The 26,803-nt window shown below is 63.6% G+C and carries 22 protein-coding genes; 3 read left to right on the plus strand and 19 right to left on the minus strand.

Annotated elements, in window-relative coordinates:
* Window positions 1-177: 177 nt before the first annotated feature.
* Window positions 178-1,536 (plus strand): trimethylamine monooxygenase, encoded by a 1,359-nt coding sequence (locus AC0ZT5_RS01550; protein WP_488494985.1) that lies wholly within the window; start codon window positions 178-180, stop codon window positions 1,534-1,536.
* Here AC0ZT5_RS01550 and AC0ZT5_RS01555 read toward each other — a convergent pair.
* From AC0ZT5_RS01555 to AC0ZT5_RS01590, 8 genes are all read right to left on the minus strand, one after another.
* Window positions 1,503-2,354 (minus strand): hypothetical protein, encoded by an 852-nt coding sequence (locus tag AC0ZT5_RS01555; protein ID WP_488494986.1) that lies wholly within the window; start codon window positions 2,352-2,354, stop codon window positions 1,503-1,505. The genes AC0ZT5_RS01550 and AC0ZT5_RS01555 overlap by 34 nt on opposite strands.
* 16 nt (window positions 2,355-2,370) lie before the next feature.
* Window positions 2,371-4,353, minus strand: a complete 1,983-nt coding sequence (locus AC0ZT5_RS01560; protein WP_488494987.1) for an ABC transporter permease — start codon at window positions 4,351-4,353, stop codon at window positions 2,371-2,373.
* Complete coding sequence (locus tag AC0ZT5_RS01565) at window positions 4,350-5,429, minus strand: quaternary amine ABC transporter ATP-binding protein (RefSeq protein ID WP_488494988.1); 1,080 nt, start codon at window positions 5,427-5,429, stop codon at window positions 4,350-4,352. Before AC0ZT5_RS01565 ends, AC0ZT5_RS01560 begins: the two co-directional genes overlap by 4 nt.
* Before the next feature lie 77 nt (window positions 5,430-5,506).
* Complete coding sequence (locus AC0ZT5_RS01570; protein WP_488494989.1) at window positions 5,507-6,481, minus strand: ABC transporter substrate-binding protein; 975 nt, start codon at window positions 6,479-6,481, stop codon at window positions 5,507-5,509.
* Between the two features lie 26 nt (window positions 6,482-6,507).
* The gene (locus AC0ZT5_RS01575; protein WP_488494990.1) at window positions 6,508-6,669 is read right to left on the minus strand and encodes a hypothetical protein; all 162 of its coding nucleotides are present in this window, start codon (window positions 6,667-6,669) and stop codon (window positions 6,508-6,510) included.
* Between the two features lie 244 nt (window positions 6,670-6,913).
* Window positions 6,914-7,678, minus strand: coding sequence for an SDR family oxidoreductase (locus AC0ZT5_RS01580; protein WP_488494991.1), 765 nt, complete (start codon window positions 7,676-7,678; stop codon window positions 6,914-6,916).
* A 67-nt stretch (window positions 7,679-7,745) separates the two neighbouring features.
* On the minus strand, window positions 7,746-8,624 hold the full coding sequence (locus AC0ZT5_RS01585) for a DUF427 domain-containing protein (protein ID WP_477283840.1): 879 nt from the start codon (window positions 8,622-8,624) through the stop codon (window positions 7,746-7,748).
* Between the two features lie 2 nt (window positions 8,625-8,626).
* Complete coding sequence (locus tag AC0ZT5_RS01590) at window positions 8,627-10,282, minus strand: ABC transporter substrate-binding protein (RefSeq protein ID WP_488494992.1); 1,656 nt, start codon at window positions 10,280-10,282, stop codon at window positions 8,627-8,629.
* Window positions 10,283-10,395: 113 nt separating this feature from the next.
* On the opposite strand from AC0ZT5_RS01590, the gene AC0ZT5_RS01595 reads away from it, so the two are divergent.
* Window positions 10,396-11,298, plus strand: a complete 903-nt coding sequence (locus AC0ZT5_RS01595) for a LysR family transcriptional regulator (RefSeq protein ID WP_488494993.1) — start codon at window positions 10,396-10,398, stop codon at window positions 11,296-11,298.
* Between the two features lie 30 nt (window positions 11,299-11,328).
* On the opposite strand, the gene AC0ZT5_RS01600 is transcribed toward AC0ZT5_RS01595, so the two are convergent.
* From AC0ZT5_RS01600 to AC0ZT5_RS01635, 8 genes are all read right to left on the minus strand, one after another.
* On the minus strand, window positions 11,329-13,359 hold the full coding sequence (locus AC0ZT5_RS01600; RefSeq protein ID WP_488494994.1) for a dipeptide ABC transporter ATP-binding protein: 2,031 nt from the start codon (window positions 13,357-13,359) through the stop codon (window positions 11,329-11,331).
* Complete coding sequence (locus tag AC0ZT5_RS01605) at window positions 13,352-14,230, minus strand: ABC transporter permease (protein ID WP_488494995.1); 879 nt, start codon at window positions 14,228-14,230, stop codon at window positions 13,352-13,354. The genes AC0ZT5_RS01600 and AC0ZT5_RS01605 overlap by 8 nt, the downstream gene beginning before the upstream one ends.
* The gene (locus tag AC0ZT5_RS01610; RefSeq protein ID WP_478348929.1) at window positions 14,227-15,180 is read right to left on the minus strand and encodes an ABC transporter permease; all 954 of its coding nucleotides are present in this window, start codon (window positions 15,178-15,180) and stop codon (window positions 14,227-14,229) included. Before AC0ZT5_RS01610 ends, AC0ZT5_RS01605 begins: the two co-directional genes overlap by 4 nt.
* 72 nt (window positions 15,181-15,252) lie before the next feature.
* On the minus strand, window positions 15,253-16,917 hold the full coding sequence (locus AC0ZT5_RS01615; RefSeq protein ID WP_488494996.1) for an ABC transporter substrate-binding protein: 1,665 nt from the start codon (window positions 16,915-16,917) through the stop codon (window positions 15,253-15,255).
* A gap of 236 nt (window positions 16,918-17,153) precedes the next feature.
* A complete protein-coding gene (locus tag AC0ZT5_RS01620) occupies window positions 17,154-18,338 on the minus strand; it encodes a mandelate racemase/muconate lactonizing enzyme family protein (RefSeq protein WP_488495272.1) in 1,185 nt (394 codons plus the stop codon).
* Complete coding sequence (locus tag AC0ZT5_RS01625) at window positions 18,335-19,447, minus strand: mandelate racemase/muconate lactonizing enzyme family protein (RefSeq protein WP_488494997.1); 1,113 nt, start codon at window positions 19,445-19,447, stop codon at window positions 18,335-18,337. The genes AC0ZT5_RS01620 and AC0ZT5_RS01625 overlap by 4 nt, the downstream gene beginning before the upstream one ends.
* Window positions 19,448-19,482: 35 nt before the next feature.
* The gene (locus AC0ZT5_RS01630) at window positions 19,483-20,175 is read right to left on the minus strand and encodes a GntR family transcriptional regulator (protein ID WP_477283824.1); all 693 of its coding nucleotides are present in this window, start codon (window positions 20,173-20,175) and stop codon (window positions 19,483-19,485) included.
* A gap of 108 nt (window positions 20,176-20,283) precedes the next feature.
* Window positions 20,284-21,078 carry a HalD/BesD family halogenase gene (locus AC0ZT5_RS01635; RefSeq protein ID WP_488494998.1) on the minus strand — a complete coding sequence of 265 codons (795 nt, stop codon included), beginning with the start codon at window positions 21,076-21,078 and terminating at the stop codon, window positions 20,284-20,286.
* 99 nt (window positions 21,079-21,177) lie between these two features.
* Between AC0ZT5_RS01635 and AC0ZT5_RS01640 the strand changes: the two genes are divergently transcribed.
* Window positions 21,178-22,110 carry a LysR substrate-binding domain-containing protein gene (locus tag AC0ZT5_RS01640; RefSeq protein WP_488494999.1) on the plus strand — a complete coding sequence of 311 codons (933 nt, stop codon included), beginning with the start codon at window positions 21,178-21,180 and terminating at the stop codon, window positions 22,108-22,110.
* 21 nt (window positions 22,111-22,131) lie between these two features.
* Here AC0ZT5_RS01640 and AC0ZT5_RS01645 read toward each other — a convergent pair whose 3' ends face one another.
* Genes AC0ZT5_RS01645 through AC0ZT5_RS01655 form a run of 3 tightly spaced genes read right to left on the minus strand, consistent with a single transcriptional unit; the run spans window position 22,132 to window position 26,726 of the window.
* The gene (locus tag AC0ZT5_RS01645; protein ID WP_477225970.1) at window positions 22,132-23,283 is read right to left on the minus strand and encodes an efflux RND transporter periplasmic adaptor subunit; all 1,152 of its coding nucleotides are present in this window, start codon (window positions 23,281-23,283) and stop codon (window positions 22,132-22,134) included.
* Window positions 23,284-23,298: 15 nt separating this feature from the next.
* Window positions 23,299-26,478 carry an efflux RND transporter permease subunit gene (locus AC0ZT5_RS01650; RefSeq protein WP_477225971.1) on the minus strand — a complete coding sequence of 1,060 codons (3,180 nt, stop codon included), beginning with the start codon at window positions 26,476-26,478 and terminating at the stop codon, window positions 23,299-23,301.
* The gene (locus AC0ZT5_RS01655) at window positions 26,472-26,726 is read right to left on the minus strand and encodes a hypothetical protein (protein ID WP_477225972.1); all 255 of its coding nucleotides are present in this window, start codon (window positions 26,724-26,726) and stop codon (window positions 26,472-26,474) included. Before AC0ZT5_RS01655 ends, AC0ZT5_RS01650 begins: the two co-directional genes overlap by 7 nt.
* Window positions 26,727-26,803 lie beyond the last annotated feature (77 nt).

The following is a 26,803-nucleotide window of genomic DNA, read 5'->3' on the forward strand; positions in this document are numbered from 1 at the left end:
TTCGACACAGGAACTGTTGACAGCACGAACGGGCCAATTACTGTCCTGTGAGTGAAATTTGTTTCGTAAGAGCAATTCCAGGAAAAGTGTGAAACGGTTTTCCCGGGAAAAGCTCATAGCGCTTTCCCTTGGGGATTGCGTCAAACAAAAAGTCGAAATCAGATCGGGAGGCCTGCAATGAAAAGTCGCGTTGCCGTCATCGGAGCCGGGCCGTCCGGCCTGGCACAGCTCAGGGCCTTCAAGTCGGCCGCCGACAAGGGCGCCGACATTCCCGAGATCGTCTGCTTCGAAAAGCAGTCCGACTGGGGCGGCCTGTGGAACTACACCTGGCGCACCGGCCTCGACGAGCATGGCGATCCCGTGCACGGCTCGATGTACCGCTACCTCTGGTCGAATGGACCGAAGGAATGCCTGGAATTCGCCGACTACACCTTCGAGGAGCATTTCGGCCGGCCGATCGGCTCCTATCCGCCGCGCGCCGTTTTGTGGGACTACATTAAGGGCCGCGTCGAAAAATCAGGCGTGCGCAAATGGGTGCGCTTCAACAGCCCGGTGCGCATGGTGACCTTCTCCGAGACAACGAAGAAATTCACCGTCACCGCGCATGACCGCACCAACGACATCACCTACTCGGAAGAGTTCGACAATGTCGTCGTCGCCTCCGGGCACTTCTCGGTGCCCAACGTGCCTTACTTCGAAGGGTTTTCGACTTTCAACGGACGCATCCTGCACAGCCACGATTTCCGCGATGCGATGGAATTCAAGGGCAAGGACATTCTGATCATCGGCCGCTCCTATTCGGCCGAGGACATTGGTTCGCAGTGCTATAAATACGGCGCCAAATCGATCACCTCCAGCTACCGCTCGAAGCCGATGGGTTTCAAATGGCCGGAGAACTGGAAAGAGGTGCCGCTGCTGCAGAAGGTCGTCGGCAAGACCGCCCATTTCAAGGACGGCAGCACCAAGGATGTCGATGCCATCATCCTGTGCACCGGCTATCTCCATTCCTTCCCCTTCCTCACCGAGGATCTGAAGCTCAAGACCGCCAACCGCATGTGGCCGGACGGGCTCTATGAGGGCGTCGTCTGGGAGAAGAACCCGAAGCTGTCCTTCATCGGCATGCAGGATCAGTTCTACACCTTCAACATGTTCGACGCGCAGGCCTGGTTCGCCCGCGACGTCATCATGGGCCGCATCAAATTGCCGTTGGCCGAAGCAATGGCCGCGCATGGCGCCAAGTGGCGGGCACGCGAGGAAACGCTGGAAGACGCCGAGCAGATGATCTGGTTCCAGGGCGACTACACCAAGGAATTGATGGACCAGACCGATTATCCCGGCTTCGACGTCGAGGCGGTCAACAAGACCTTCATGGAGTGGGAGCACCACAAGGGGGAAGATATCATGAGCTTCCGTGACCACGCCTATCGCTCACTGATGACCGGCACCATGGCGCCACTGCACCATACGCCCTGGCTGCAGGCACTGGACGATTCGATGGAGAGCTATCTCGAGGTGAAAGGCGTCGCGGCGGAGTAGCGAGGCGCGCCGGCTTCGAGCGGATAATCGGGCGGAGCGTCGGTCTCCGTCACCTTGACCGACAGCACGTCGCTGTTGTTGGCAAAGTCGGGGCCATCGCCGCGCACTGCCAGCGTGTCGGCCATCAGCAGGAATGTCATGGCGGCGAGGGCAGGTCCGCTCGGCTCTTCAGGCCATGCGAAGATGCCGTCGGCGTTGGCGCCGAATTTCACATCGTGGCAGACGAATTCAATCTCGACCTTCCAGCATCGCAGCGGCCTGATATCGCCGGGCGGTGGGTGCGGCGGGTCGGGAAGCTCGAAATGATTGGCGACAAGGATTTTGGTCGGCACCGCCGGCGTGATGCCCTGGCGATTGAAGGCGGCGATGGCATCGTCACGGAACCGGTCGAGCAGGCCTTGCCCCGACAGCCTGTACGGCTCGCGGAAAAAGCCTCCGGCCCAGATCGAATCGTCATTGTCGTTGGAGATCAGCAGAGTGGCGCGGAAGCGGCGCAGCCTTGGCGCCAGAGCCTGCCAGTCGCATTCGGCAGGCGTCGCCGGCGTTGCGATGAACGCGTCGAGAAGATCGCTGCCGCGCACCGGATTGCCCAACACCGAGCTGTCTTCGCCATAGAGGTGCCAGAGTTGGCGCAACTCAGCTGACGTGATGCCGGGCTTGCGCAGTTCCTCCACTGAGGCGCGAACCCGCGCGATGGCATAGGCCGTCGCCGCCTCCAGCGTGCCGAAGCCCGGAACGAGTAGTTCGCCGTCCGGCTCGCCGGTTCTGGCCATGTCGAAAACGAGGACGGTAAAGGGCGGCTCGCCTGGCTCAGACATTCAGCACCAAATTGGACTAACCTAGCCTTGCCCGCGCCTTCGCCGTCCAGGCGTTGAACAACCGGTCGGCGACGATGCCGATGAAGGCAATGGCAAGGCCGGCGACGATGCCGCGGCCGGAATCTGCCTTGGACAGCGCGATGAACACTTCCTGGCCGAGGTCGCGGGTGCCGACCATGGCGCAGATGATGATCATCGCCAGCGCCATCAGGATCGTTTGATTGACGCCCAGCATGATTTCCGGCAGCGCCAGCGGCAGCTGCACGCGAAAGAAGGTCTGGCGCGGGGTGCAGCCCGAAACCTTCGCCGCCTCAATCAGCGCCGGCGGCACCTGGCGGATGCCGTGATTGGTGTAGCGGATCGCCGGCACCACGGCGAAGGCGACGGTGGCGATCATCGCCGTGACGTCGCCGACCCGGAACAGCATCACCACGGGGATGATGAAGCAGAAGGACGGCAGCACCTGCAGCGTGTCGATGATCGGTGCGACGATTCTTTCGAAACGGTCGCTGCGTGAGGCCATCAGGCCGATGGGGATGCCGATCAGGCAAGCGATAAAGGCCGAGATGCCGCAGAGATAGACGGTCGCCATGGTCTTTTCCCACAGCCCGGTGATAGCGCAGAAGGCGGTGAGTGCGGCAACCAGGGCTGCGAGCCGCAGGCCGGAAAGCTGATAGCCGGCAAGGCCGAGCAGGGCCACCGCGCCCAGCCACGGAAAACCTTCGCAGAAGGCGCGCAGCGGGTTCAGCACGTTGAGGATCAGCGCCACGCGAAACGCCTCGATCGTGTCGAAGAAGTTGATGGTGATCCAGTTCACCGCTGCCTTCCACAGCGGCGCGGTGGTGAAGGTGATCGCTTTCGGCACCGCCGCGAAGGCCGGCACGAACAGGCCAAGCAGCGTGGTGACGACAAGGATGGCGATCGCAAGCGTCAAATTGGGGTAGCGCCGCCAGAAGCTCGGGCTCACTTCCCGATGAACATGGCCCTTTGCCTGCTTGTGTGCGATCGCCTGGCTCAGCCGGTCGAGTGCGATCGCCAGTGCGACGATGGCGAGACCAGCTTCCATCGCCTCGCCGACCTTCAGCGCCCGCAGCGCCAGAAGCACATCGTAGCCAAGGCCGCCGGCGCCGATCATCGAAGCGATGATCACCATGTTCAGCGCCAGCATGATCACCTGGTTGACGCCGACCATCAGCGTCGGCCGCGCCGAGGGCAAAAGCACCCGCCACAGTTTCTGCCGCGCCGTGCAGCCGGCCATCTCGCTGAAATCGTCGATCTCGGAGGGCACCCGCGACAGGCCGAGCATCGTCGCCCGCACCATCGGCGGTGTGGCGAAGATGGCGGTCGCGATCATCGCCGAAACCGGGCTGTTGCCGAACAGGAGGAGCATCGGGATCAGATAGGCGAAGGTCGGGATCGTCTGCATCAGGTCAAGGGCAGGGGAGACGATGAGCCTTTCCGCCCATGGCTTGCGCCACGCCCAGATGCCCGCGAACAGGCCGGTGACGATGCAGAACGGCACGGCGATGGAGATCAGCGCCAGCGTCAGCATGGCGCTGGTCCACTGACCGAACAGCGCGATGTAGAGGAAACAGCCGCCGACCAGCATACCGAGCTTCCGGCCCCCGGCGGCATGTCCGGCAAGGAAGGCGGCGGCGCAGACGCCGACCCAGGACAGGCGTGGCAAGACATAAGCGTCGGCGCCGTGACCGATCTTGAAATTCTTGGCCAGCAGGTTGAGCGCGAAGTCGAGCGGCACGCCGAGCACCGCGGTGATCGAGCGCGTCAGCCACGACAGGTTCGACTTGATCCAGCCCATCAACGCGCTGACCCAGTCGGCGACCGGGACGATCGCGCTGGCCGGATAGTTGACGGCCCAGGGCAGGCTGTCCTGCAGCAGGAACACGACAAGCACGGTGGCAAGCGCCGAGGCCCAGACGATCAGCCAGACCTGAACCGGACGCGCCCTTGCCTCGCTGGCACCAGCCGTCACCGTCATGCGCCGGCCCTCGAACGATCGATGCCGGCCAGCAGGTCGATAACCGCTTGCGGCGTGACCTCGCCGATCGGCTTGCCGGTGCCGTTGACCACCGCGAACGGCTTGCCGGCCGAGACGATGCTGGCCGAAAAGCTCGCGATCTTGGCATCTGGCGCAACCGTGCCGCCATGCTCGGCGCCGTCGCAGGCGCGCATCAGGCTGCGCGCCGAGATAACTTTGGCACGGTCGACGTCGCGGGTGAATTCGGCGACATAGTCGGTCGCCGGGTTGACCACCAATTCTTCCGGCGTGCCGATCTGGATGACCTCGCCGTCCTTCATGATGGCGATGCGGTCGGCCAGCCGGATCGCTTCGTCGAAATCATGGGTGATGAAGACGATGGTCTTGTGCAGCATGGTCTGCAGCCGCATCAGCTCGTCCTGCATCTCGCGGCGGATCAATGGGTCGAGCGCCGAGAACGGCTCGTCGAGAAACCAGATTTCCGGTTTGGTCGCCAGGCTGCGGGCGATGCCGACACGCTGCTGCTGGCCGCCGGAAAGCTCGCGCGGGTAGAAGTGTTCGCGGCCGCGCAGGCCGACAAGTTCGATGACCTCGCGCGCCCGCGCTTCGCGTGCCGCCCGGTCCTGCCCCTGGATGCTGAGCGGGAATGCGATGTTTTCCAGCACGTTGAGATGTGGCAACAGCGCAAAATTCTGGAACACCATCCCCATCCGGTGGCGCCGCAATTCGATCAGTGCCGCATCCGAGATTTTCAGCAGGTCATTGCCTTCGAATTCGACCTTGCCATGCGTCGGCTCGACCAGCCGCGACATGCAGCGCACAAGCGTCGACTTGCCGGAGCCCGACAGCCCCATGATGATGAAGATCTCGCCCTGGCGGATCTCGAGATCGACGGCGCGCACGGCGCCGACCAACCCGGCAGCAGTGACGTCGGCCATGCTGGCCTTGCCATCGCGCTCGCGGATGAAATTGGCCGCGTTCGATCCGAACAATTTCCAGACATTGCGGCAGGCAAGCTTAATCGGACGAGCATCCTTGCCCGGCGGTGTCAGTGCCTGTTCAGTCCTATCCGTCATCCAATCGTCCTTCTGGAACATCAGGAATCGAGACCCGGCCGATCAGCAGCCGGGTCTCATTTTTCCAGTCGGAACGATCACTGCGCCCAGGCTTTCCAGTCTGCCTCGTGGGCAGCGATCCAGGCGGCGGCAACGTCTTCCTGCGTCTTGCCGCCGAGGTCGATCTCGCCGCTCATCTTGTTGAGCTCATCGGTGTCGATCGTGTAGGCCTTCGCCACCTTGTAGGCGACCGGCCACTTGTCCTTCATGCCAGACCATGAGTATTTCCAGATCTCGCCATGCGGCTTGCCGCAATCATATTTGGCGTCGGGATTCACACCCCATTTCGGGTCATTGTAGCATTCGGGCGTGTATTCGGGGAATTGCACCCATTCGCCCTTGTATTTGGCCGGCGCCCAATGCGGCGAATAGATCCACAGCATGATCGGCGCCTTGCGCTGGTAGGCCGAGTCCAGCTCGGCGAACATCGCCGCGTCGGTGCCGGCATGGATGACGGTGAAGGGCAGCTTCAGCGCCTCGACGCGCTCGTCGTCAAAGCCTTCCCAGGTCACCGGGCCGCCGAGATAGCGTCCCTTCGGTGCGGTCTCCGCCGTCGAAAATGCTTCGGCGCATTTCGGATCCTTCAGCGCTTCCCAATTGGGCAGGCCCGGGCACTTTTCCTTCATGTATTCGGGAAACCACCACTCTTCCTTTGCCTTGGGCCCGAGCTTGCCGAGCCGTTCGGTCTGGCCGGTCGCGTCGGAGGCTTTCATGGCTTCGCCGGCGGTCGTGTCCCAGAACTCAAGGCCGACATCGAGGTCGCCATTGGTGAGGCCGGTGGTCAGGCTGGAGAGGTAGTCGGCGGTCGGGTATTCGACGGTATAGCCGAGCTTTTCCAGGATGCCGCCAAGGATCTTGGCGTTCAGGTTGACGCTGGTCCAGTCGAACAGCGCGATCTTGATCGGGTCGTTGGATTCAGGTGCTGCGGCTTGGGCGGAAGGTGTCAGCAGGCTTAGGGTCGCGAGCGCGACGGCGCCCATCGACAGTTTCGAGATCTGGCTGCGAAATGACATGCTTGTTCTCCTTCAAGCTGTGAAAATTATCGTTCGTTCCCTTCTTGCGGCTTTTCTTGATTGTGTTGGAAAGGCTGGTCGTTGCGCAAGGCCGTCGGCGCCGAATTGTCGCCCTGGCTTTGGCCAAGGCAGGCAAGATGGTGCTCAATTCTGCTGATGATCGAATAGGACTGGAGGGTCAGCGTCATGGCTGCCGACGGATCGCTGCGGAAGCGATCACCTGCGGATCAATTGCCAGTCTTGCGGCGCCCTGCAAGGTGCGAGCCATCAAGGTCCCATGATCTCGGCTGTCGGCCCGGCAAGCCCCATCTCGCCAGGACCGTTTCATAGGATGAAATTATATATACCAACGTTCATGTCGCGCAACGACTAACGCCCGTGCGTTGCAATATTTCAAACCGCAGGCAAAGGCGGGCCGCCGGATGGCAGATCCTACCAGCAGACGTAGCCGCCATCGACAACCAGGTCGAGGCCGGTGACGAAGCTCGACGCGCGGCTGGCCAGGAACACGGTCGGTCCGACCATTTCCTCCGGCGCCGCCATGCGTCCCATCGGCGTGTCGCGCTTGAAGATCTTGATCTCTTCAGCCACCTCCGGCCGCTTGTTCATCGGCGTCAGCGTATAGCCCGGGCTGACGACATTGACGCGCAGCCCACGGTCGGCCCACTCCATGGCCAGGCTCTTCGACATGTGGATGACGGCGGCTTTCGAGGAGTTGTAGTGCGCCTGCGTCAGGCCCCGGTTGACGATGGTGCCCGACATCGAGGCGATGTTGATGATCGAGCCCTTGCGCCGCGCCAGCATCTTGCGGGCTTCAGCCTGGCAGGACAGGAACACGCCGGCGACATTGACCTCGTGCACCTTCTGCCATGTTTCCAGCGACAGCGTCTCGGCCGGTTCCGAACCGGCGATGCCGGCATTGTTGACGGCGACGGTCAGCGCACCGAGTTCGCTCTCGAGGCGATCGATCGCCGTCGCGAGATCGCTCTGCGATGTCACCGTGCCGGTCAGCACCAGCGCCTTGCGGCCGAGCGCGGTGATACGGTGGGCGGTTTCGTCCAACCCGCCTTTCGAGGCATGGCCGAAACAGGCAACGTCGGCGCCTGCCTCGGCCAGTCCGATCGCGATTGCCTGGCCGATGCCGCTGCCGGCACCGGTGACCAGCGCGACATCGCCGTCCAGCTTGAAAAGATCCATTGATAGCCCTCCCTGCCTCGGAGAGGGTACGCGCTGAGCCGTGTTTCGATCAAGCGCCCTGCATGGCTCAGAAATAGCCGTCCGATGCGGCTGTCGCTTCCTTCGGGATTTCGACGCCGTCGACCAGGATCTTGTCGACCAGTTCGTGGTGGAAGCAGACCAGCCCCTTGATGCGTTCCGCCTCGTGCACCGGCTCGGGATAGTACCAGACGAGGTTCTCGTGGCGCTTGGCCTTGGTCGTCACGTGATAGTAGTTGGAGATGCCCTTGTAGGGGCAGCGCGAAATGTAGCGGCTGGGCGCAAACATATCGAGCCGCGTATCGGCGATCGGCAGATAGTGGCGCACCGGATGACCGGTCTCGAACAGGAACACGCCGCGGCGTGAATCGGCGACCTGCTCACCATCGAGAATGACCTGCACGCGCCGCGACGACGGCAGGCAGTCGACGCGGCGGAACGGATCGCGGGCGTGGACGAAGATCTCCTCGTCCTCCTCGAACCAGTGGCCCATCTTGCTCCAGTAGAACGACATGTAGTCGGCGAGCGGCGGGCTGCCTTTCACCGGATCGGCGTAGCGCCAGGCCGCGTCCTCGACCAGCGTCACGCCGGTGTTGAGCGAATAATGGGTCGCCACGCCCTTGAACGGGCTCTCGGTCGTCGTCGTGCTCGGCAAGAGAAATTCTTCACGCACGTCGCTCATCGGGAAATAATAGACCGGCAGATGGTCGGACTCATAGAGCACCAGCGCGTTGACGGTGTCGGCGACCGTCATCGACCCGACCTGCACCCGCAGCCGCTTCTGTGTCGGCATGGTGAAGGCGACATAGCCCGGCTCGAAATCATATTGGGTGATGCTGTCGAGCAGCGGAAAATGCGGCCCGCGGCCGCGCAGATGACGCTTGCGAATGGTACTCTCCCGGTTCTTGGTCTTGGCGATCACGTTCATGATCAGCCTATGGATACGCGATCGAGCAGCAGCCCGGCGGCGATCGGCGGCAAGCCGCTGACATTCTTGCGCACCGGCACCAGCAGGTCGGGGAAATAGCTGAAAATGATCGGCGTCTCGTCGAGCAGCAGTTTTTGGATGTCGGAGGCGGCGCTGCGCTGTGCACCGATATCGAGCGCCTTCAGATAGCTGGTGACCATGCCGTCATAGGCCGGGCTCTTGAAATGCGCCGCGTTCCAGGGGCCGTCGCTGACCAGCGGGCTTTTGAGGAAGACGTTGGGCACGCTGCGATGCGCGTAGTCGGTGATGCCCAGCGGGCTGTCCAGCCAGTCCGACTGGCCGAACACAGCCTTGCCGTAGTACTTGTCCTGGTCCTCGATGTTGAGTGCGATGCGGGCGCCGATTTCCTTGGCGAAGTTCTGGAACAGCTGCGCGTAGCCGGGAATGTCGGAATAGCGCAGCGTCGTCAGCGTGATGTCGAAGCCGCTCGCCACGCCGGCCGCCTCGAGCAGCTGCTTGGCCTTGGCGATATCCTGGACGCGTTGCGGCACTGTCTTGTCGGTCGCCGGGAAGGCCGGCGCGAACGGGCTGTCATTGCCGGTCGCCGCCATGCCGCGGCACAGGCCATCGACCAGCTTGGAGCGGTCGATACAGAGCGCCAGCGCCTGGCGCACGCGCTTGTCGGTGAAGGGGCCGGTGTCGCAGCGCATGTGAAGCTGGCGGTGCGCGGTCGATGCCACGCGCAGCACGGTGATGTCGGGGCTGTTGAGCACGACCTGGCTGACATCGAGCGGAACCGCGTCGAGAATGTCGACCTCGCCGGCCTGCAGCGCCAGGATGCGTGGCTGCACGTCGCCGTAGAACTTGAATTCGAGACGGTCCGGCAGCGCCTTGTCGCCCCAATAGTCGGGGTTGCGCACGAAGGTCGCGCCGACCTTCGGCGTGTAGGTCTCCAGCCGGAACGGCCCGGTGCCCTCGAAGGTCTTTTCGTAGTCGCCCTTGTAGCTCGCCGGAAGGATGACGGCGTTGTAATTGTCGATCGACACCGAATAGGGAAAGCTGCCGTTCGGCGCATCGAGATGGAAGGCGACGGTGTGGTCGTCGACCTTCCTTGTGCCGCCCTTCGACAGCAGGCCCTTGAACACCGACAGCGCGTTCGAGGCGCCGCTCGGATCGGCCAGCCGGTCGAAGGTCGTAACGACGTCGTCGGCCTTGAAGTCCTCGCCATTGTGGAATTTCACGCCTTTGCGCAGCTTGAAGGTCCAGACGCTGCCATCCTCGTTCGGCGCCCAGCTTTCCGCCAGCACCGGCTTCAATGTGAGGTCCGCCTGGGTGATGCAGAGAAACTCGGCGGTCTGGAAAACCAGCTGGTAGCTGCCGCTGTCATAGTAGGTGACGGGGTCGATGGCGCCGCCAGGCGTGGCGACGCCGGCGCGCACGGTGCCGCCCGGCTTGCCCTCGGCGTGGGCCTGCCGCGTGCCGAGGCCGGCTGCGCCAACCAGGCCGCCGAGGAATGGCAGGGAGAGGCCAAGCACGCTGCCATGGCGCAGGAAATCGCGCCGGCCCATCCTGCCGGCGAGCAATTCATCGACAGCGGAATTTTCGATTGCTGTGAGATTGCGGCGAGCGGCGTCGATCATCCTGAAATGCTTTGGCATGGCTGCATTCCTCGCTTGGCTTGGGGTTTGCCATCTAGTTCATTGTTGACTGCCGCCGCAAAGCGATATTTTTTGATAGGGGCCATCGAAATTTTCGATGCTGGGGGTAAGGCATGGACACTGAAAATCTGCGCAGCTTTCTCGAAGTTGCCGCCCATGGCAGCTTCACCGTCGCGGCCAGCCGGCTCAACCTCGCCCAGTCCACCGTCAGCGCGCGGATCCGGGGACTGGAGGAGCAGTTGGGGCGCCGGCTTTTCGTGCGCGACCGCGATGGCGTGACGCTGACGCCGGCCGGCCGCCAGTTCCTGCCGCATGCCTCTTCCATCACCCGCACCTGGGAGCAATCGCGGCAGGACATCGCCGTTCCCGATGGCTACGAGACGCTGCTGCGGCTGACCGCCCCCGCCTATCTGTGGGACCGCATCACCTCGCCATGGGTCGAGTGGATGCGCGCCAGGCGGCCGAACGTGGCGCTGCGCCTCGAGGGCAGTTTCCCGGATCTGGCGATCGACCAGCTGGCGGAAGGCCTGCTCGACATCTGCATCCTCTATCTGCCGCGCCCGCATCCCGGCATCGTCTACGAAACGTTGGCGGTCGACCAGGTCGTGCTTGTTCAGCATGCAGCGCAGACGAAACCGTGGACCGAAAACTACATCCTCATGGACTGGGGGCTGGAATTCCGCATCGAGCACGACCGCGCCTTTGCCGGCATGGTCAAGCCGGCCATCTCGGCTGGCCTTGTCTTCATCGGATTGCAGCATGTGCTGTCTCGGCAGGCGGCGGCCTATCTGCCGCTCAGTGCCGTCAGCACTCATATCGAACGCGGCGAAATGCGCCGCATCGACAACGCGCCGGTATTCCAGCGCCCGATCTACCTTGCCTATCCCAGCAATCCCGTCTCGTCGGATGTCCTGGATGTCGCGCTCACCGGGCTGCGCACGCTGGCCAGAGACTGGACCAGCGATCAGGGCTTTGCGGAAGGCGACCGGTCTTTCAGCATGACCGGCCAGATGTGACGGGGCAGGCCGTATGCATGGTGATCCCCGCTATGCCGGCTCGGTCATCACTTCCTTCTGCAGCCGTGCCAGTTCCTCGTAGGGGATATGGCAGCGGATCGAGTGGCCAGGCTGCGCTTCGCTGAGCGGCGGTTCCTGCTGCTCGCAGATAGCACCGATCTTGCGCGGGCAGCGTGTGTGGAACACGCAGCCCGACGGCGGGTTGGTGGCGCTGGGGATTTCGCCGTCGAGGCGAATGCGCGCTGTCTCGGTCTGATCGAGCTTGGGTACGGCCGACAGCAGCGCTTCGGTATAGGGATGATGCGGACCGGAAAAGACGTCTTCCGACGGTCCGAGTTCCATGATCCGGCCGAGATAGAGCACGGCGATCTTGTCCGAGAGGTAACGCACCACGGCAAGGTCATGCGAAATGAAGATATAGCTGACGTCTTCCTTCGATTGCAGGTCGGCGAGCAGGTTGAGGATCGCCGCCTGCACCGACACGTCAAGCGCCGAGGTCGGCTCGTCGCACACCACGATGCGCGGGTCGCCGGCGAAGGCGCGCGCAATGGCGACACGCTGCTTCAGGCCGCCAGAGAGCTGGCGTGGCTTGACGGCAAGATGCCGGTCGGTCAACCGGACTGAACGGACAAGGTCGTTGAGGCGAGCTTCCAGCGCCTTGCCGCTCAAGCCGGCAAGGCGCTTCAGTGCGCGGCCGATCAGGTGCCGGATCGAGTGCGAGCGGTTGAGTGCCGAGTCCGGATTCTGGAAGACGATCTGCATCGCCTTGATCTGGTCGTCGCTGCGGTTTTCCAGCCGTGGCGCCAGCGCCTTGCCTTCGAGCACGATAGTGCCGCCGTCATCCGGCGGCACCAGGCCGAGCAGCAGCCTGGCGAAGGTCGTCTTGCCGCTGCCGGACTCGCCGACCAGCCCAAGCGTTTCGCCCGGGCGCAAATCGAGCGAAACGTCCTTCACGGCGCGCAGCGCGTGGCCATGGCTGGAATAGGTCTTGTTCAGCCCGGCGACGCGCAGCACCGGCACGGCTGCCGCCTTTGGCGTGGGCGCGACATCGCTCGGGGTTGCGCGCGGCAGCGCCTGCGCCTTCTCGTGATAGAAGCAGCGCGACAGCCGGCCGCCCAGATCGTAGAGCGGCGGCAATTCGCTACGGCAGCGGTCGTCGGCCAGCGCGCAACGGTCGGCGAAGGCACAGCCCTTGATGTCGGCACCAATGCCGGGCAGGAAGCCCGGAATGGTGTCGAGCCGACCCTGGTCCTTGCGCTGGCCGCCGCGCGGCAGGCAGCGCAGCAGCGCCACCGTATAGGGATGGCGCGGATCGTTGAACACGACTTCGGTCGGCCCTTCCTCGACCAGCATGCCGGCATAGAGAACACCGACCCGGTCGCACATGTTGGAGACGACCGCGAGGTTGTGGCTGATAAAAAGGATCGAGGCCGACAGTTCCTGCCTGAGCTGCGCGATCAGGTCGAGCACTTCGGCTTCCACCGTGGCATCGAGGCCGGTCGTCGGCTCGTCGAGGATCAGCATCGACGGATCGTTGGCCAGCGCCATGGCAATCGCCACGCGCTGCTGCATGCCGCCGGAAAGCTGGTGCGGATAGCGCTGCATGACGCTGACCGGGTCGGAGATGCGCACCCGGTTCAGCATGGCGATTGCCTTGTCGGTGGCTGCCTGTCCGGTGATGCCGCCCAGCTCGAAGATTTCGGTCAGCTGGCGGCCGACGCGGATCGACGGGTTCAGCGCCTTGCCCGGATCCTGGTAGACCATGGAGACGCTTTCGGCCCGCGCCCGCCGGAGCGCCTCGGCATCCAGCTTCATGACGTCCTGGCCGTCGAGCGAGATCGCGCCGCCTGTGATCGAACCGTTTCTCGGCAGATAGCGCACGACGGTGAGCGCCACCGTGGATTTGCCGCAACCAGACTCGCCGACGAGCCCGTAGGCTTCGCCCTGGCCGATGTTGAGGCTGAGGTTGCGCAGCACAGCGCGGTTGCGGCCGGCAACGCGGTAGGCGACCGACAGGTCGGTGAGCTCGAGGGCGTTTTCTGCCGTGGCGGATCTAGTCATTGAGCGCTCCGTGAACGCCGTCTGCCACCAGATTGACGCCAATCACCAGCGAGGCGATGGCGAGTGCGTCGAACAGCACCGTCCACCAGAAACCGCCGCCGATCATGCCGTAATTGTTGGAGATCGACAGCCCCCAGTCGGGCGAGGGCGGCTGGATACCGAAGCCCATGAAGGAGAGCGTGGCGACCGCGAAAATGGCATAGCCGAGCCGTACGGTGGTCTCGACCAGGATCGGTGGGATGACGTTGGGCAGGATCTCGACGAACATCGTATGCGCAGCACTTTCGTGCCGAAGCTGTGCGGCGGCGACATAATCGAGTTCTCGCTCGGCAAGCACCGCGGAGCGCACAGTGCGCGCGATGATCGGCGCGAAGCTGAGGCCGATGACGACGATGACCGTCGTCTTGGATGTGCCGAGCGCAACGATGGCCAAAAGCGCGACGATGACCACCGGGATCGCCATGAAGGCTTCGAGGATGCGGCTGACGACATCGTCGACGAGGCCGCGAAAATAGCCGGTGAGCAGGCCGAGCGCCGTGCCCGCCACTGTCGCCAGCAAGGTTGCCAGCGGGGCGACGGTCAGGATGTCGCGCGAGCCGACGATGACGCGCGAGAAGACGTCGCGGCCGATCTGGTCGGTGCCGAACCAGTGTTCGGCAGAAGGCGGCGCCAGCGCGTTGATGATGTCGTCGGCAAGCGGGTCGTAAGGCGCGAAATGCTCGCCGAACAGCGCGCAGGCAACCCAGAACATCACGATGGCGAAACCGGTCAGGAAGGTGCCGGAGCGCAGCAGCGACAACAGCACCTCCGCCAGCGGGCCGCGCCTGCGCGTGTCGTCTGATGTGGGGGAGGTGGTCTGGACAGCGCTCATTGATCTGACCCCAGCCTGATGCGCGGATTGAGCACGGAATAGAGGAAGTCAGCGACGAGCGTCGCCACGGCATAGACGATGCCGATGGTGAGAATTCCCGATTCCAGCATCGGGAAATCCTTGCCGCGCGCCGCGGTGAAGATCAGCGAGCCGATGCCCTGGTAGCGGAACAGCGTCTCGATCACGACGAGGCCGCCGATCAGATAGCCGGTCTGCGTCGCGATGACGGTGATGGTCGGCAGCAGGGCGTTGCGCAGCACATGCCGCCAGATCACCGTGCGCCATGGCAGGCCCTTGAGCACGGCTGTTCGTGTGTAGTCGGAATCGAGCGCCTCGATCATGCCGGAACGCGCCATGCGGGCGATGTAGCCGAACAGCACCAGGAACAGCGGCAGCGAAGGCAGGATCAGGTAATAGAGCTGGGTGAAGAAGCCGGCATTGCGCGGCCAGGCGGCCGATATCGGCAGCCAGCGCAGCCAGACGCCGAAAATTAGGATCAGGATGATGCCGGTGACGAATTCGGGCAGCACCGTCACCGACAGGCCGCCAAGGCTGATGATGCGGTCGAGCGGCCGGTTGAGGTTGAGCGCGGCAACGACGCCGCCGAGGATGCCGATCGGCACCACCAGCACGAAGGCGACCGCCGCGAGCTTCATCGAATTGCCGAGCGCATCGATGACGAAGGGCGCGACCGGCGAGCGGAAGATGTAGGAGGTGCCCATGTCGCCCTGGACGAAGTTCGAGATCCAGCCCCAGTACTGCACCAGCAGCGGGCGATCGACACCGAGCGTGTGATTGAGCGCATCGACGGCACGCTGGTCGGCGAACGGGCCCAATATGGCGCGCCCGACATTGCCAGGCAGCACCTGGCCGCCAAGGAACACCATGATGCTGAGCAGGAACAACGTCACCAGCGACAGCGAGACACGCCGGGCAAGGAAGGAGAGAATGGCTAAGACTCCTTGTGGAGCCAGCCCCCCGTGGGGGAGCTGGCTGTTACAGGATTGGCTTTCCCTTTCCGTTCAGGCCTTCGATGCCTTGTCGAGGAACAGCTGCGACATTGCAGTCGGCTGCACGCCGGCCACGCCTTTCGCCGTCGCTGTCAGATAGTCGTAGAAATAGCCGAAGATCACGGGCGTTTCTTCAAGCAGCAGGTTCTGGATCTTGCCTGCCGTCGCCTTCTGCGCCTCGAGGTCGAGTGCGGCGATGTAGCTGGTCGCCAGCGTGTCGTAGTCCTTGTTCTTGAAATGCGCGGCGTTCCAGGTGCCGTCGCCCTTCAGCGGCGCTGCAAGATAGACATTCGGCACCCCGCGATGGCCATAGTCGGTGATGCCCATCACCGAATCCAGCCAGTTCGACTTGCCGAACACCGCATCTCCGTAGTAGCCGCCCTGGTCGAGGATATTGAGCTCCAGCTCGATGCCGATCTCCTTGACCCAGTTCTGGATAAGCTGGGCGTATTCGGGGATTTCCAGATAACGCTCGGTGGTCAGCGTCACCTTAAAGCCCTTGCCGGCGCCTGCCGCTTCCATCAGCTGCTTGGCCTGCGCGATATCCTGCTTGCGCTGCGGCACGCTCGTATCGGTCGATGGGTAGGCCGGGGCGAACGGGCTGTCATTGCCTGGCGAAGCCCGACCTTTCATCAGGCCGGCAACCAGCTTCTCACGGTCGAGGCTGAGTGCGATGGCGCGGCGCACGCGCGGGTCCTTAAACGGGTCGGAATCGCAGCGCATATGCAGTTGCTGGTGAGCGACCGACTTCAGGCTGATGATGTCGACATTCGGATCGTTCAGCAGCGCGACACCGGACAGCACCGGCAACTGGTTGATGATGTCGACCTGTCCGCCCTGCAGTGCCAGGATTTGCGGCTGCGTGTCGGTGAAGAAGGTGAACTCGGTGCGCTCCGGCAATGCCTTGGTGCCCCAATAGTCTTCGTTGCGGACGAAGGAGGCGCCGACCTTTGCCGTGTATTTCTCGATCTTGAACGGCCCGGTGCCGTCGAAGCTCTTCTCGTACTCGCCCTTGTAGCTCGCCGGGATGATGACGGCGTTGTAGTTGTCGGACGACAGCATGTAGGGGAAGTTGCCATTCGGCGCGTCGAGGTGGAACTCCACCGTGTAGTCGTCGACCTTCTTGCTGGCGCCCTTCTGCAGGATGCCGTTGAACACCGACAGCGCGTTGGACGAGTTTGCCGGGTCGGCAAGGCGGTCGATGCTGGCCACGACGTCGTCGGCCTTCATCTCGCCGCCGCTGTGGAATTTCACGCCCTTGCGGAGCTTGAAGGTCCACACCGTGCCGTTGTCGTTCGGCTTCCAGCTTTCGGCCAGCGCTGGCTGCAGCACGAGGTCGGGTCCGTCGATGCAGAGGAACTCGGCGACCTGCTGCATGATCAGCAGGCCGCCGGCGTCCGCGATGGTAACTGGGTCGATCGTTGCCGCCGGCACGCTGCTGGCGATGCGGATGGTGGCGCCGGGCGCGCCCTGGGCGCGCGCCAGCGACGGTATGCCGCCGAGGCCGGCGGCTGCGCCGATGCGGCCAAGCAGCGGCAGCGACAGGCCGAGCAGGCTGCCGTGACGGATGAAGTCGCGGCGGCTGACCCTGCCGTCGACGAGGCCATCGATCAGGTGGTTTTCAAGCGGCGAACGGTTGCGCCGGATCAGGTCGAGAATGTGATAATTCTTGCTCATGGTTTTTACCCTTTCCCCTATGTTCTTATGGTTGACGAATTTTTGCGGATAGCTCCATTTTGCGGCCGCCAGAATAGCCCGTGACCGGGACTGTAGCATGCGATTCTGTCCGGTCCATCCAGTCCTTGGAGTGGATGCCGGATTGCTGGCTGCACTGCTTTCACCCGTCTTTGTCCAACCTTCCCGACCGAAGTCGCGGTGGTTGGCTTCTCGTTTCTTGGCCGCTTGCCCGTCATCTAGTTCAGCGGCAAACGGCGATAGGTTCCGGGCTTTGCCGGGTCATGATACTTGTTGCACGGTCCGTTCTCGATAAAGTCTCTGTGACAGGCAGCGAGGTTTTCCCGTGACAACGTGACGCCGAGACCGGGGCCTTCCGGGACGCGCACGACGTTGTTCTTCGGCGAAAACGGCCCTTCCTTGGTGACATCCATCGGCAGCATGCGAAACAGCGACTGGTTGGGCTCCCTGATCCATCCGAGCGCCGCGCACAAATGCAGATAGGCCGCGCTGCCGATGCCGCTGTCGCCGCTGTAGCACCAGAAATCGATGCCGGCATGTTCGCAGGCACCGACGAAGCGCAGCATGCGGCCGATGCCGCCATGCGTCGTCGGGTTGCCGACGAAAGCGTCCGGCACCTTCATGTCCATGGCGCGCGCAATGTCGATGTTGTGGGTCGAGAACGGGATCGAACAGTGGCGCCGCAGTTCGCGCATCTCCTCGATGGTCGCCACCGGATCCTCCCAATTGCGCACGCCGAGTTCCTCCAGCGGTCGTGCCAGCCGACGCGCCGTCGCCAGCGAATAGGCCTGGTTGGAATCGATGCGGATCATTGCATCGTCGCCAAGTCTTTCGCGGATCAGCTGGACCATTTTCAGCGAGACTTTTGGATCCTGCGTCGAGAACTTGCCTTCGAAGAAGGTTGTCCCATGGGTCTCGTGCAGCTCGACGCAGTAATCGGCGACTTCTTCCGGCGTCGTCTCGCCCTTGATCTTTGGTCCGTCGCCGCGCAGCGAAAAATAGTCGGTGAACGGGATGTCCTTGCGCACGGCGCCGCCGAGCAACTGGTAGAGCGGCTGGTTCCACGCCTTGCCGCGCAGGTCCCAGAACGCCATCTCGATGGCGCCGAAGGCCATAATGCGGGTGCGGTCGTTGATCGACTGCACGCCGGTCCAGTAGGGCAGGCAGACATTCTCGGCGCCGGCGATGTCGAAGGCATCGCGGCCGACGAGGCGCGGCGCCAGGACATCATTGATGATCGCGGCGGCCGCCGGCGTCGGCGCCTCGCCGAGGCCGATCAGCCCATCCTCGGTCTCGACCTCGACGATGGTCGGCGAGAACCCATCGAGTTCGCCGAACACCCAGGAGTAGGGCGCCTCGAGGCGAAGGTTGATCGGCGTGGCCTTGATGCCGCGGATTTTCATCTCAGCCACCGATTTTCGAAGAACGGCGCGCCAAGCAGGTCGGGAACCACGTCGATGCCGAGGCCCGGTCCATCCGGAATGCCCATGCGGCTGCCGGTGACCGGCGGCTTGTTCGACGCCGTGCGCACCGTCACCCATTCGTGGAAGGCGATCGCGTGCAGGCGGCGTTCTTCAGGTGTCGACAGCGACAGATGCGCCATCGCCGCGGTGTCGATCTCGGCGCCGCCAGTGTCCTCGACGGTGATCATGAAGCCGAGGTCGACGGCGAGATCGCGGACCTGCCGCGTCTTCGTCACGCCGCCAAGCCGCGAGATCTTCAAAGTCAGCCCGTCGGCGGCACCCTTGCGATGAATGTCGAGCATGTCGTCGAGCGAGGCGACGGATTCGTCGAGCACCATCGGCTTGTCGAGCGAACGACGCACCGACATGCATTCGTCGATCGTCGTGCAGGGCTGCTCGAAGGTGTAGTCGATGGCCCGCGTCGCGTCGGCGAACTGGCGCGCCTGGTAGGGCGTCCAGCCGGCATTGGCATCGCAGAAGATCACCGTGCCCTTCGGCACCGAAGCGGCGACCGCGGTGACGCGCTCGATGTCGTCATGGACATTGCCGCCGACCTTGACCTGCAGCCGGTGGAAGCCATCCTTGACGATGCGTTTGGCCAGCGCCGCCATGGCCTCGACGCTGCCGTGGGTGACGACCTTGTAGAGCTCCGCCGTCTCGCTCTCCCGGCCGCCGAGCAGCGTCACCAGCGGCACGTCGGCGGCACGCGCGGCAAGGTCCCAGCAGGCCATGTCGAGCGCCGACTTGATGTAAGGATGCCCCTTGAACACCGTATCCATCAGCCGGCCGATGCCGGCCAGCCCACGCGGATCATGGCCGATGAGATGCGGCGCGATCTCGACCACGCCGGCTCGAACGCCGGCCGCGAAGGCGGGCGAGTAGAAATTGCCGAGCGGCGCCATCTCGCCCCAGCCGGTGATCCCGCTGTCCGAGGTGATGGCGACGATCACCGCGTCGAAGGCGTCGGCAACGCGTCCTTTCGACATGCGGTAGGGCCCATCCACGAAGGGCTGCACGACATGGTAGGCCTTGATGGTTTCGATCTGCACGTGTCTGTCCATTGTCTGCGGTGGTGAGGAACGGGTCAGGCGCCTTTCGACGGGCGCTGTTCGAGATCGCGCGCGTAGGAAAGAAGCTCCTCGAAATCGAGGTCGATATGCTCGCGGGCATGGCGCTGGGCAGCGCGCATGTCGGCACCTTTGAGCAGTGACACATAGGTCTCGTGAACGTCTTCAGCCGGCACTGCTTCGTTGCGGGCCTGCTGGTGCAGGGCGAAATACATCTGCAGCCGGCTGGTCAGCCGTTGCCAGGTTTCCAGCAGCACCGAATTGTCGGCCCATTCGTAGATCAGGCCATGCAGTTGCAGCGCCGTTTCGATCTGGCGGGTGGTGTCGCGGTTGCGGGTCGCCTGTTTCACCGCCTCGTGGCGCTGGTCAAGCTCATCGAAGAAGCGCTGGTCGCGCAGCGGCCAGGTGCGCTCGATGGCGAATTCGTCGAGCACCTTGTTGAGCGAATAGGCATCGTCGATATCCTTGGCGGTGACGTCGACGACGAAAGTGCCGGCATAGGGAATGCTGGTCAGGATGCCCTCCTGCACCAGCTCACGCATCGCCTCGCGCAGTGGCGCGCGGCTGACCCGCATCTGTTCGGAGATACGGAGCTCGTTGAGTTTCTGGCCTGGTTCCAACTGGCCGGTCAGGATCGCGCGCCGCAGCAGCGCGACGATCTCGGCGCGCCGCGTCGTATCCGCGATCGGACTGAAATCCACTTTAGCCATTCGGCCGCTCCCAAGGAAACCGAGAGCAAGACAATCAGATTGTCGACAATCTAACAAGAGGTCAATTTCGGATTCTTGTGCACCGCGGGCATATCTACCTCTTTGGCCTCAGGCCGCGCGGCCGTAGAAGCCGACCCGTTCTTCGGCGCTGAACACCACACCTGGCTTCTCGTAGTAGGAGAACACCGCGATCATGCGCTCGCGTTCGCCTTCGACGGTGGTGACGCGATGTGCGGTGTTCTTGCCGCGAAAGACGTTGAGCGTGCCGGGCCTCATGCGCAGGATCTTGGCTTCGGGGTCGCGCCCTTCGAGCAGTCTGGCGACGCCGTCATAGTTCGGATTGTCGTCCGACCGCAGGTCCGTCCGGTATTCGAGGTCGCCGCCCCGTTGCGACTGCTGCAGCAGGAGGGTTGTGGTGAATTCCGAACGATCGAAATGCCAGTTGAGCGCCTCGCCGGCGCGATAGGCCATCACGTTGGTGCGCGCCAGCGGATCCTGCATGACATGCAGTTTGGACTTGCCCATCGCCGCCGCCAGGAAGCGCAGCAGCGGTTCATATTCGTAGATGCCGAGCACGACGCTGCCGGGGATCTGGTCCGCACAGACGGTGTGGCTGATGGTCTCGACCTTGCGCAACGCCGGATGGTCAGGCGCAAGCTCGGGAATGTCGGGCTTGAAGTAGATGTTGTGCATCCGCTTGTGCACGTGCGAGCGCGCAGCCATGACCGGCTGGATTTCCCGCACGGCCTTTTCAGCGATGCCGGGCCGCACAAACCCCTCGAGGTTGAACATGCCGTCGGCTTCGAGTGCGGCGACAGATTGGTCGACGAGGCGCTGCCATTCGGCGCTGCCTTCGCGGTCGAGCGGATAGCGGTCGAGATCGAGGATGTCTTTCATGGTCATGGGCTCCGAGGTTGTGAGCCTTATGAGACGGCAAAAAAATCTTTCTCTCAACACGGAAAATAATTAGGATTGGCCAAGAAAAACTTTGGGAAGATCGATGTGGAACGTCTGCCTCCGCTGAATGCGATCAAGGCCTTCGAGGTCGCGGCGCGCGCCGGCAGCTTTACCCTGGCTGCGACCGAGCTTGGCGTGTCGTCGGCGGCGGTGAGCCAGCAGATACGCAACCTCGAAACCTGGTTCGGCAAGCAACTGTTCGTGCGCAGCGGCAACCGCATCGCGCTGACCGACGCCGGCCACGCCATCTATCCGCAAACCGCACGGGCGCTGGGCGACATCGCGGCGATCGGCCGGCGGATGCTGGAAGGCGGCTTGCGGACGCGCCTTGTCGTCAGCGTGCCGTTTTCGCTGGCCGAACTGTGGCTGGCGCCGAAGCTCGCCGTGCTTCTCGATGCCTTCCCGCAGATGGCGATCGATGTCCGGGTCGAGGACGATCCGGTCGACCTGATGCGCCAGAACATCGACCTGCGCATCAGCTACGGCGACTATCACTATCCCGGTTTGAAGCTCGTCCGACTTGTCCACGATGATGTCTTGCCGGTCTGCGCGCCCGAATTCTGGCGCAGGCACGGCAATGGCGATCCGGGTCTGGCGGACCTTCATGAAAGCCTGTTCATCCACACCAATTGGGGGCCGAACTATGCCTCGCACCCGACCTGGGCCGATTGGTTCGCGGCATCCGGCGGCAGTCGCGCGCCCGACCCGTCGCATGGGCGGCGCGTCGGCCTGTCCAGCCTGGCAATCGCCTCGGCGAGGCTGGGTCTCGGCATTGCGCTTGGTCAGCGGGTCATGGCGCGCGCCGACCTTGAGGCGGGGCGGCTGATTGCGCTCTCATCCGTCTCGGTTCGCCTCGGGCATCCTTACTGCGCGTTCATGCCGCCGGCCAAGGCTGATCGTGCCGATGTCGCGGGCCTGGTGGAGCTGCTCACGAAAGCGGCGCCCGCGACCTATGGGAAGGTCGGGGCGCCGCGCTGAGGCCGGACCTGACGGGGGTGTTCAGGTGGCCGGCTTTTCCGGCAGCGGAGAAATCGGCATTCCGGGTCCGATCTTCTGCAGATTGCCTGTTATCACCTGATCGCCTTCGGCAACGCCGGTCAGGATCGCCACCTGGCTGCCGCTGGTCGGGCCAAGCGAAACCAGCCGCTGGTCGACCGTGTTGCCCTTGCCGACGACGTAGAGATATTTGCCGAGCTGGCTCGAGCCCAGCGCCGTCTGCGGCACCATCAGCGCATCGGCCTGCTGCTTCACATGCAGCCGGACGCGTACATATTGGCCCGGTAGCAGCGTGAACTTGCCGTTGCCGATCGTTGCCCGCGCCGTGATGGTGCCGGTCGAACGGTCCACCGTATTGTCGATGAAGGTGAGTTCGCCCTTCTGGCTGGCCTCGGTCTCGCCGGGAAGCAGGACCTCGACTTCGATCGGACCCGCGGCGCGAGCCTGTTCGATCTCAGCCAGGTCCGTCTCGCTCGGATTGAAGGTGACGTAGATTGGATCGAGCTGCACCAGCGTGTTGAGCACGGTGCCGGCAACGCTGACCAGCGTTCCGACCGAGGCCTGGTTGCGACCCAGGCGTCCGGCAAACGGCGCGCGGATTTCGGCATAGCTCAAATTGAGCTCGGCCGTGCGGACCGCCGCCTGGTTGAGCGCCAGCGACGCCTGTGCTTCGCGCAAAGTGCTGGTGCGCTGGTCGAACCCGTCCTTGGCGAGATAACCGCTCTTCGCAAGCTCGGTGCCGCGCCCGAGATTGGACTGGGCATAGTCGAGCGTTGCGGTGTCACGCTGCACCTGCGCCTTCGCCTGGTCGAGAGCCGCCTGGAAGTCATCAGGCGAGATCTTGTAGAGCAGATCGCCCTGGCGGACGTCGACACCGTCGGCAGCGGCCTGCTCCTGCAGATAGCCCGGAATCCTGGCCTGCAAGGTGATGCTGCGGATCGGCTCCGTCCGCGCGGCGTAGTCGAGGTAGATCGGGATCGTCTTCTTGACGACGCTGACCACCGGCACCGGCATGACGAACGCCGCCGGGGCGGGCGCCGCACCAGCGGTGCCGGCATTGAGGCTGACGTTGCCCATGTCGAGCAGGTGGACGCTGGCCACCGAGATCGCTCCCAGCGCGACAGCCGTTCCCAACGCGATTTTCCATTTACGCATGATTAGTCTCCAATCTTATTCGGCCGCTTCCGCCAGGGGAGGGAAGGCGGTTTCGGCAGTTGGTTCAGTATGTTCGTCAGCGGCGGGCTCGTCATTGCCGCCGCGTTCGCGCAGCTGTTCGATGACCGCGTAGAAGACCGGTACGAACACCAGCGACAGGATGGTGGCCGCCACCATGCCGCCAAAGACGGTGGTGCCGATCGACTGACGGCTTGCGGCACCGGCGCCGGTGGCGAACATCAGCGGCAGCACGCCGAGGATGAAGGCGAAAGCCGTCATCAGGATCGGCCGCAGCCGCAGCCGTGCCGCCTCCATCGCCGCGTCGACGATGCTGAGGCCTTCCTCGCGTCGTCTCCTGGCGAACTCGACGATCAGGATGGCGTTCTTGGCCGCCAGGCCGATCAGCATGACGAAGCCGATCTGCGAGTAGACGTCGATCTGCATGCCACGTGCCCACAGCACTGCGAACGCGCCGAACAGTGCGAGCGGCACCGCCAGCAGCACCATGAACGGCATCGCCCAGCTCTCATACTGCGCCGCCAGGATCAGGAAGACGAAGACGATGGCGAGGCCGAAGACGACGGACGCGATCGATCCTGCCTTGAGTTCCTGGAAGGTGATGCCGGTCCATTCGAAACCGAAATCCCTGGGCAGTGCCGTGGCGGCGGCCCGTTCCATAGCAGCAACCGCCTGGCCCGAGGAGAAGCCCGGTGCGGCACCGCCATTGATCGAGGCCGAGGCGTTGTTGTTGTAGTGTGGCACGGTTTCCGGGCCGACGAACGGCACGAGCTTGCCCAGTGTGCTCAACGGCACCATGCCGCCGGAGGCATTGCGCACATAGAGCCTGGAAATGTCCGCCGCGCCCGCACGTGCATCCTTGTCGGCCTGGATGGTCACCCGGAAGGTGCGGCCGAACAGGTTGAAGTCATTCACGTAGAGCGAACCGAGATAGATCTGCAGCGTGTTGAAGACGTCCGGCAGGTTGAGGCCGAGCAGTTTCGCCTTGCTGCGGTCGAGGTCGTAGTTGAACTGCGGCGTCGAGGTCGAGAACGGCGAGAACAGCTGCTGCGGATTGATCTCGGGCTGTTTGCGCGCCTCGGCGATCACGGCTTGCGTCGCGTCGTTGAGGGCTGAACTGCCGCGGCCGGTGAGATCCTCGACGACGAATTCGAAGCCGCCCGTGGTCCCGATACCGGGGATCGAGGGCGGATCGAAGCTCAACGCGAAGGCTTCCGGAATCTGCAGCAGCTTGCCGCGCACATCGGCGACGAGCTTCGACGCGCTCTGGTCGGGACTGCGTTCCTCCCAGGGCTTCAGGATGGCGAATTCGACCGCCGAGTTCGACTGCGCCGCACTGGTCAGGAAGTTCAGGCCGCTGATCGAACCGACGATGTCGACGCCGGGCGTCGCCTGCAAGATGTCGCGCGCCTTTTGCGCCACCGCGTCGGTGCGCTCTAGTGAAGCGCCGTCGGGCAGCTGGATGACGACGAAGAAGTAGCCCTGGTCCTCAACCGGAAGGAACGTCGAGGGCAGGCGCTGCCAGACGAAGTAGGTGGCGACAAGTCCGGCTGCAAACAGGCCAAGCATGATCCAGCGCAAGCGGATTAGAATGCGCACGCCGTGGGCATACGCATGCGACAGCCGGTCGAAGCCTGTGTTGAACCAGCGGAACAGCACGAACTGCGTTGGCTCGCGATGCCGCAGGAAAGCGGCACTGAGCGCGGGGCTCAGCGTCAGCGAATTGAAGGCGGAGATGCCGACCGAGATCGCCACCGTCAGCGCAAACTGGTTGTAGAGCTTGCCAGAGACGCCGGGAATGAAGGCGACCGGCACGAACACCGCCATCAGCACGGCGGTGGTGGCGATGATCGGACCGGTGACCTCGGCCATCGCGGCCTTGGTCGCCGCCAGTGGCTTGAGCCCGGCCTCCAACTGTCGTTCGACGTTCTCGACCACCACGATGGCATCGTCGACCACCAGGCCGATCGCCAGCACCATGCCGAGCAGGCTCAGCATGTTGAGCGAGAAGCCGAGCATCTCCATGACGACGAGCGTCGCCACCAGCGACACCGGAATGGCGATGGTCGGGATGATCGTCGTGCGCCAGCTCTGCAGGAAGATGAACACCACGGCGACGACAAGGACCAGCGCTTCACCGAGAGTGATCAGCACGTCATGCATCGACGCCGAGACGAAGCGGGTCGTGTCATAGTGCATCGCATAGGAGACGCCCTTCGGGAAACGGGCCGACAGTTCCTGCATCTTGTCCTTGACGCGCTGCTGCAGATCGAGCGCGTTGGAGCCGGGCATCTGGTAGACGGCGAGCACCACGGTCGGATCCTTGCCGAAGAAGGCCGACGATGAATATTGCAACGCGCCAAGCTCGATGCGGGCGACGTCGCGCAGCCGCACCAGCGACCCGGTGTCGGTGTTGGCGCGCACGACGATGTCGCCGAACTCCTTGGGATCGCTCAAGCGGCCGACGGCGTTGACCTGCATCTCGAAGGCGGTGCCGGCCGGGGCCGGCGACTGGCCGATCTTGCCGGCCGCCACCTGGACGTTCTGCTCGGCAATCGCGTTCTGGACGTCGACAGCGGTGATGCCGAGATTGGCGAGCTTGTCCGGATCGAGCCAGACGCGCATCGAATAGCGCCGCTCGCCGAAGATCTGCACGTCGCCCACACCGGGCAGCCGCTTCAGCGGATCGACCACCTGCAGATAGGCAAGGTTGCTCAGCGCCACTGGATCGACCGAACTGTCGGGTGAGGTCAGGTTGACGATGAGGACGAAGTTCGGATTCTGTTTCTTGATCGTCACGCCGCCCTGATTGACGATCGCCGGCAGCGACGAGGCCGCTTGCGAGACGCGGTTCTGGACGTCGACGGCGGCGGTGCTGAGCGAGTAGCCGACATCGAAGGTGATGGTGATGGTCGAGGAGCCGTCATTGGAACTCGTCGACGACATGTAGGTCATGCCTTGCACGCCGTTGATCTGCTGCTCCAGCGGCGTCGTCACGGTGTCGGCCACCACCTGGGCGCTGGCGCCCGGATAATGGGCGCTGACCACGACCTGAGGCGGTGTGATGTCGGGAAACTGCGAGACGGGCAGCAGGAAATAACAAATCGTCCCGGCGAGCACCATGATGATGGCGATCGCCGAGGCGAAGATCGGACGATGGATGAAAAAGTTTACCACGAAACACACGCCTCCCCGGCCGCTCTTGCCTTGCCGAACGCGCTGGCAACCTTGGACAGCCTTTGGCCGCGCCCGTCACCGGGCTCTCCCAGCGAACGCAGCAACGGCATCTCGCTGTGCTGCGCATCGGCGAGCGAGCGCAGCATCCTTTCGAAGGCGCGCGGGTCGACGCCATCTGCTTTCATAACCAGCCGGATCATCGGATCCCGGACGGCTTCATCTATGGTAAGATCGCGGCGCTGTGGCATTGGCCGGCTCCTTGTCTGTCAGTTCGCAGCCCATGCTCACGAACCGTTTTCATCTCTTCACCGGCCGAGGCCGCATG

The sequence above is a fragment of the Mesorhizobium sp. CNPSo 4670 genome (genome assembly GCF_057784235.1).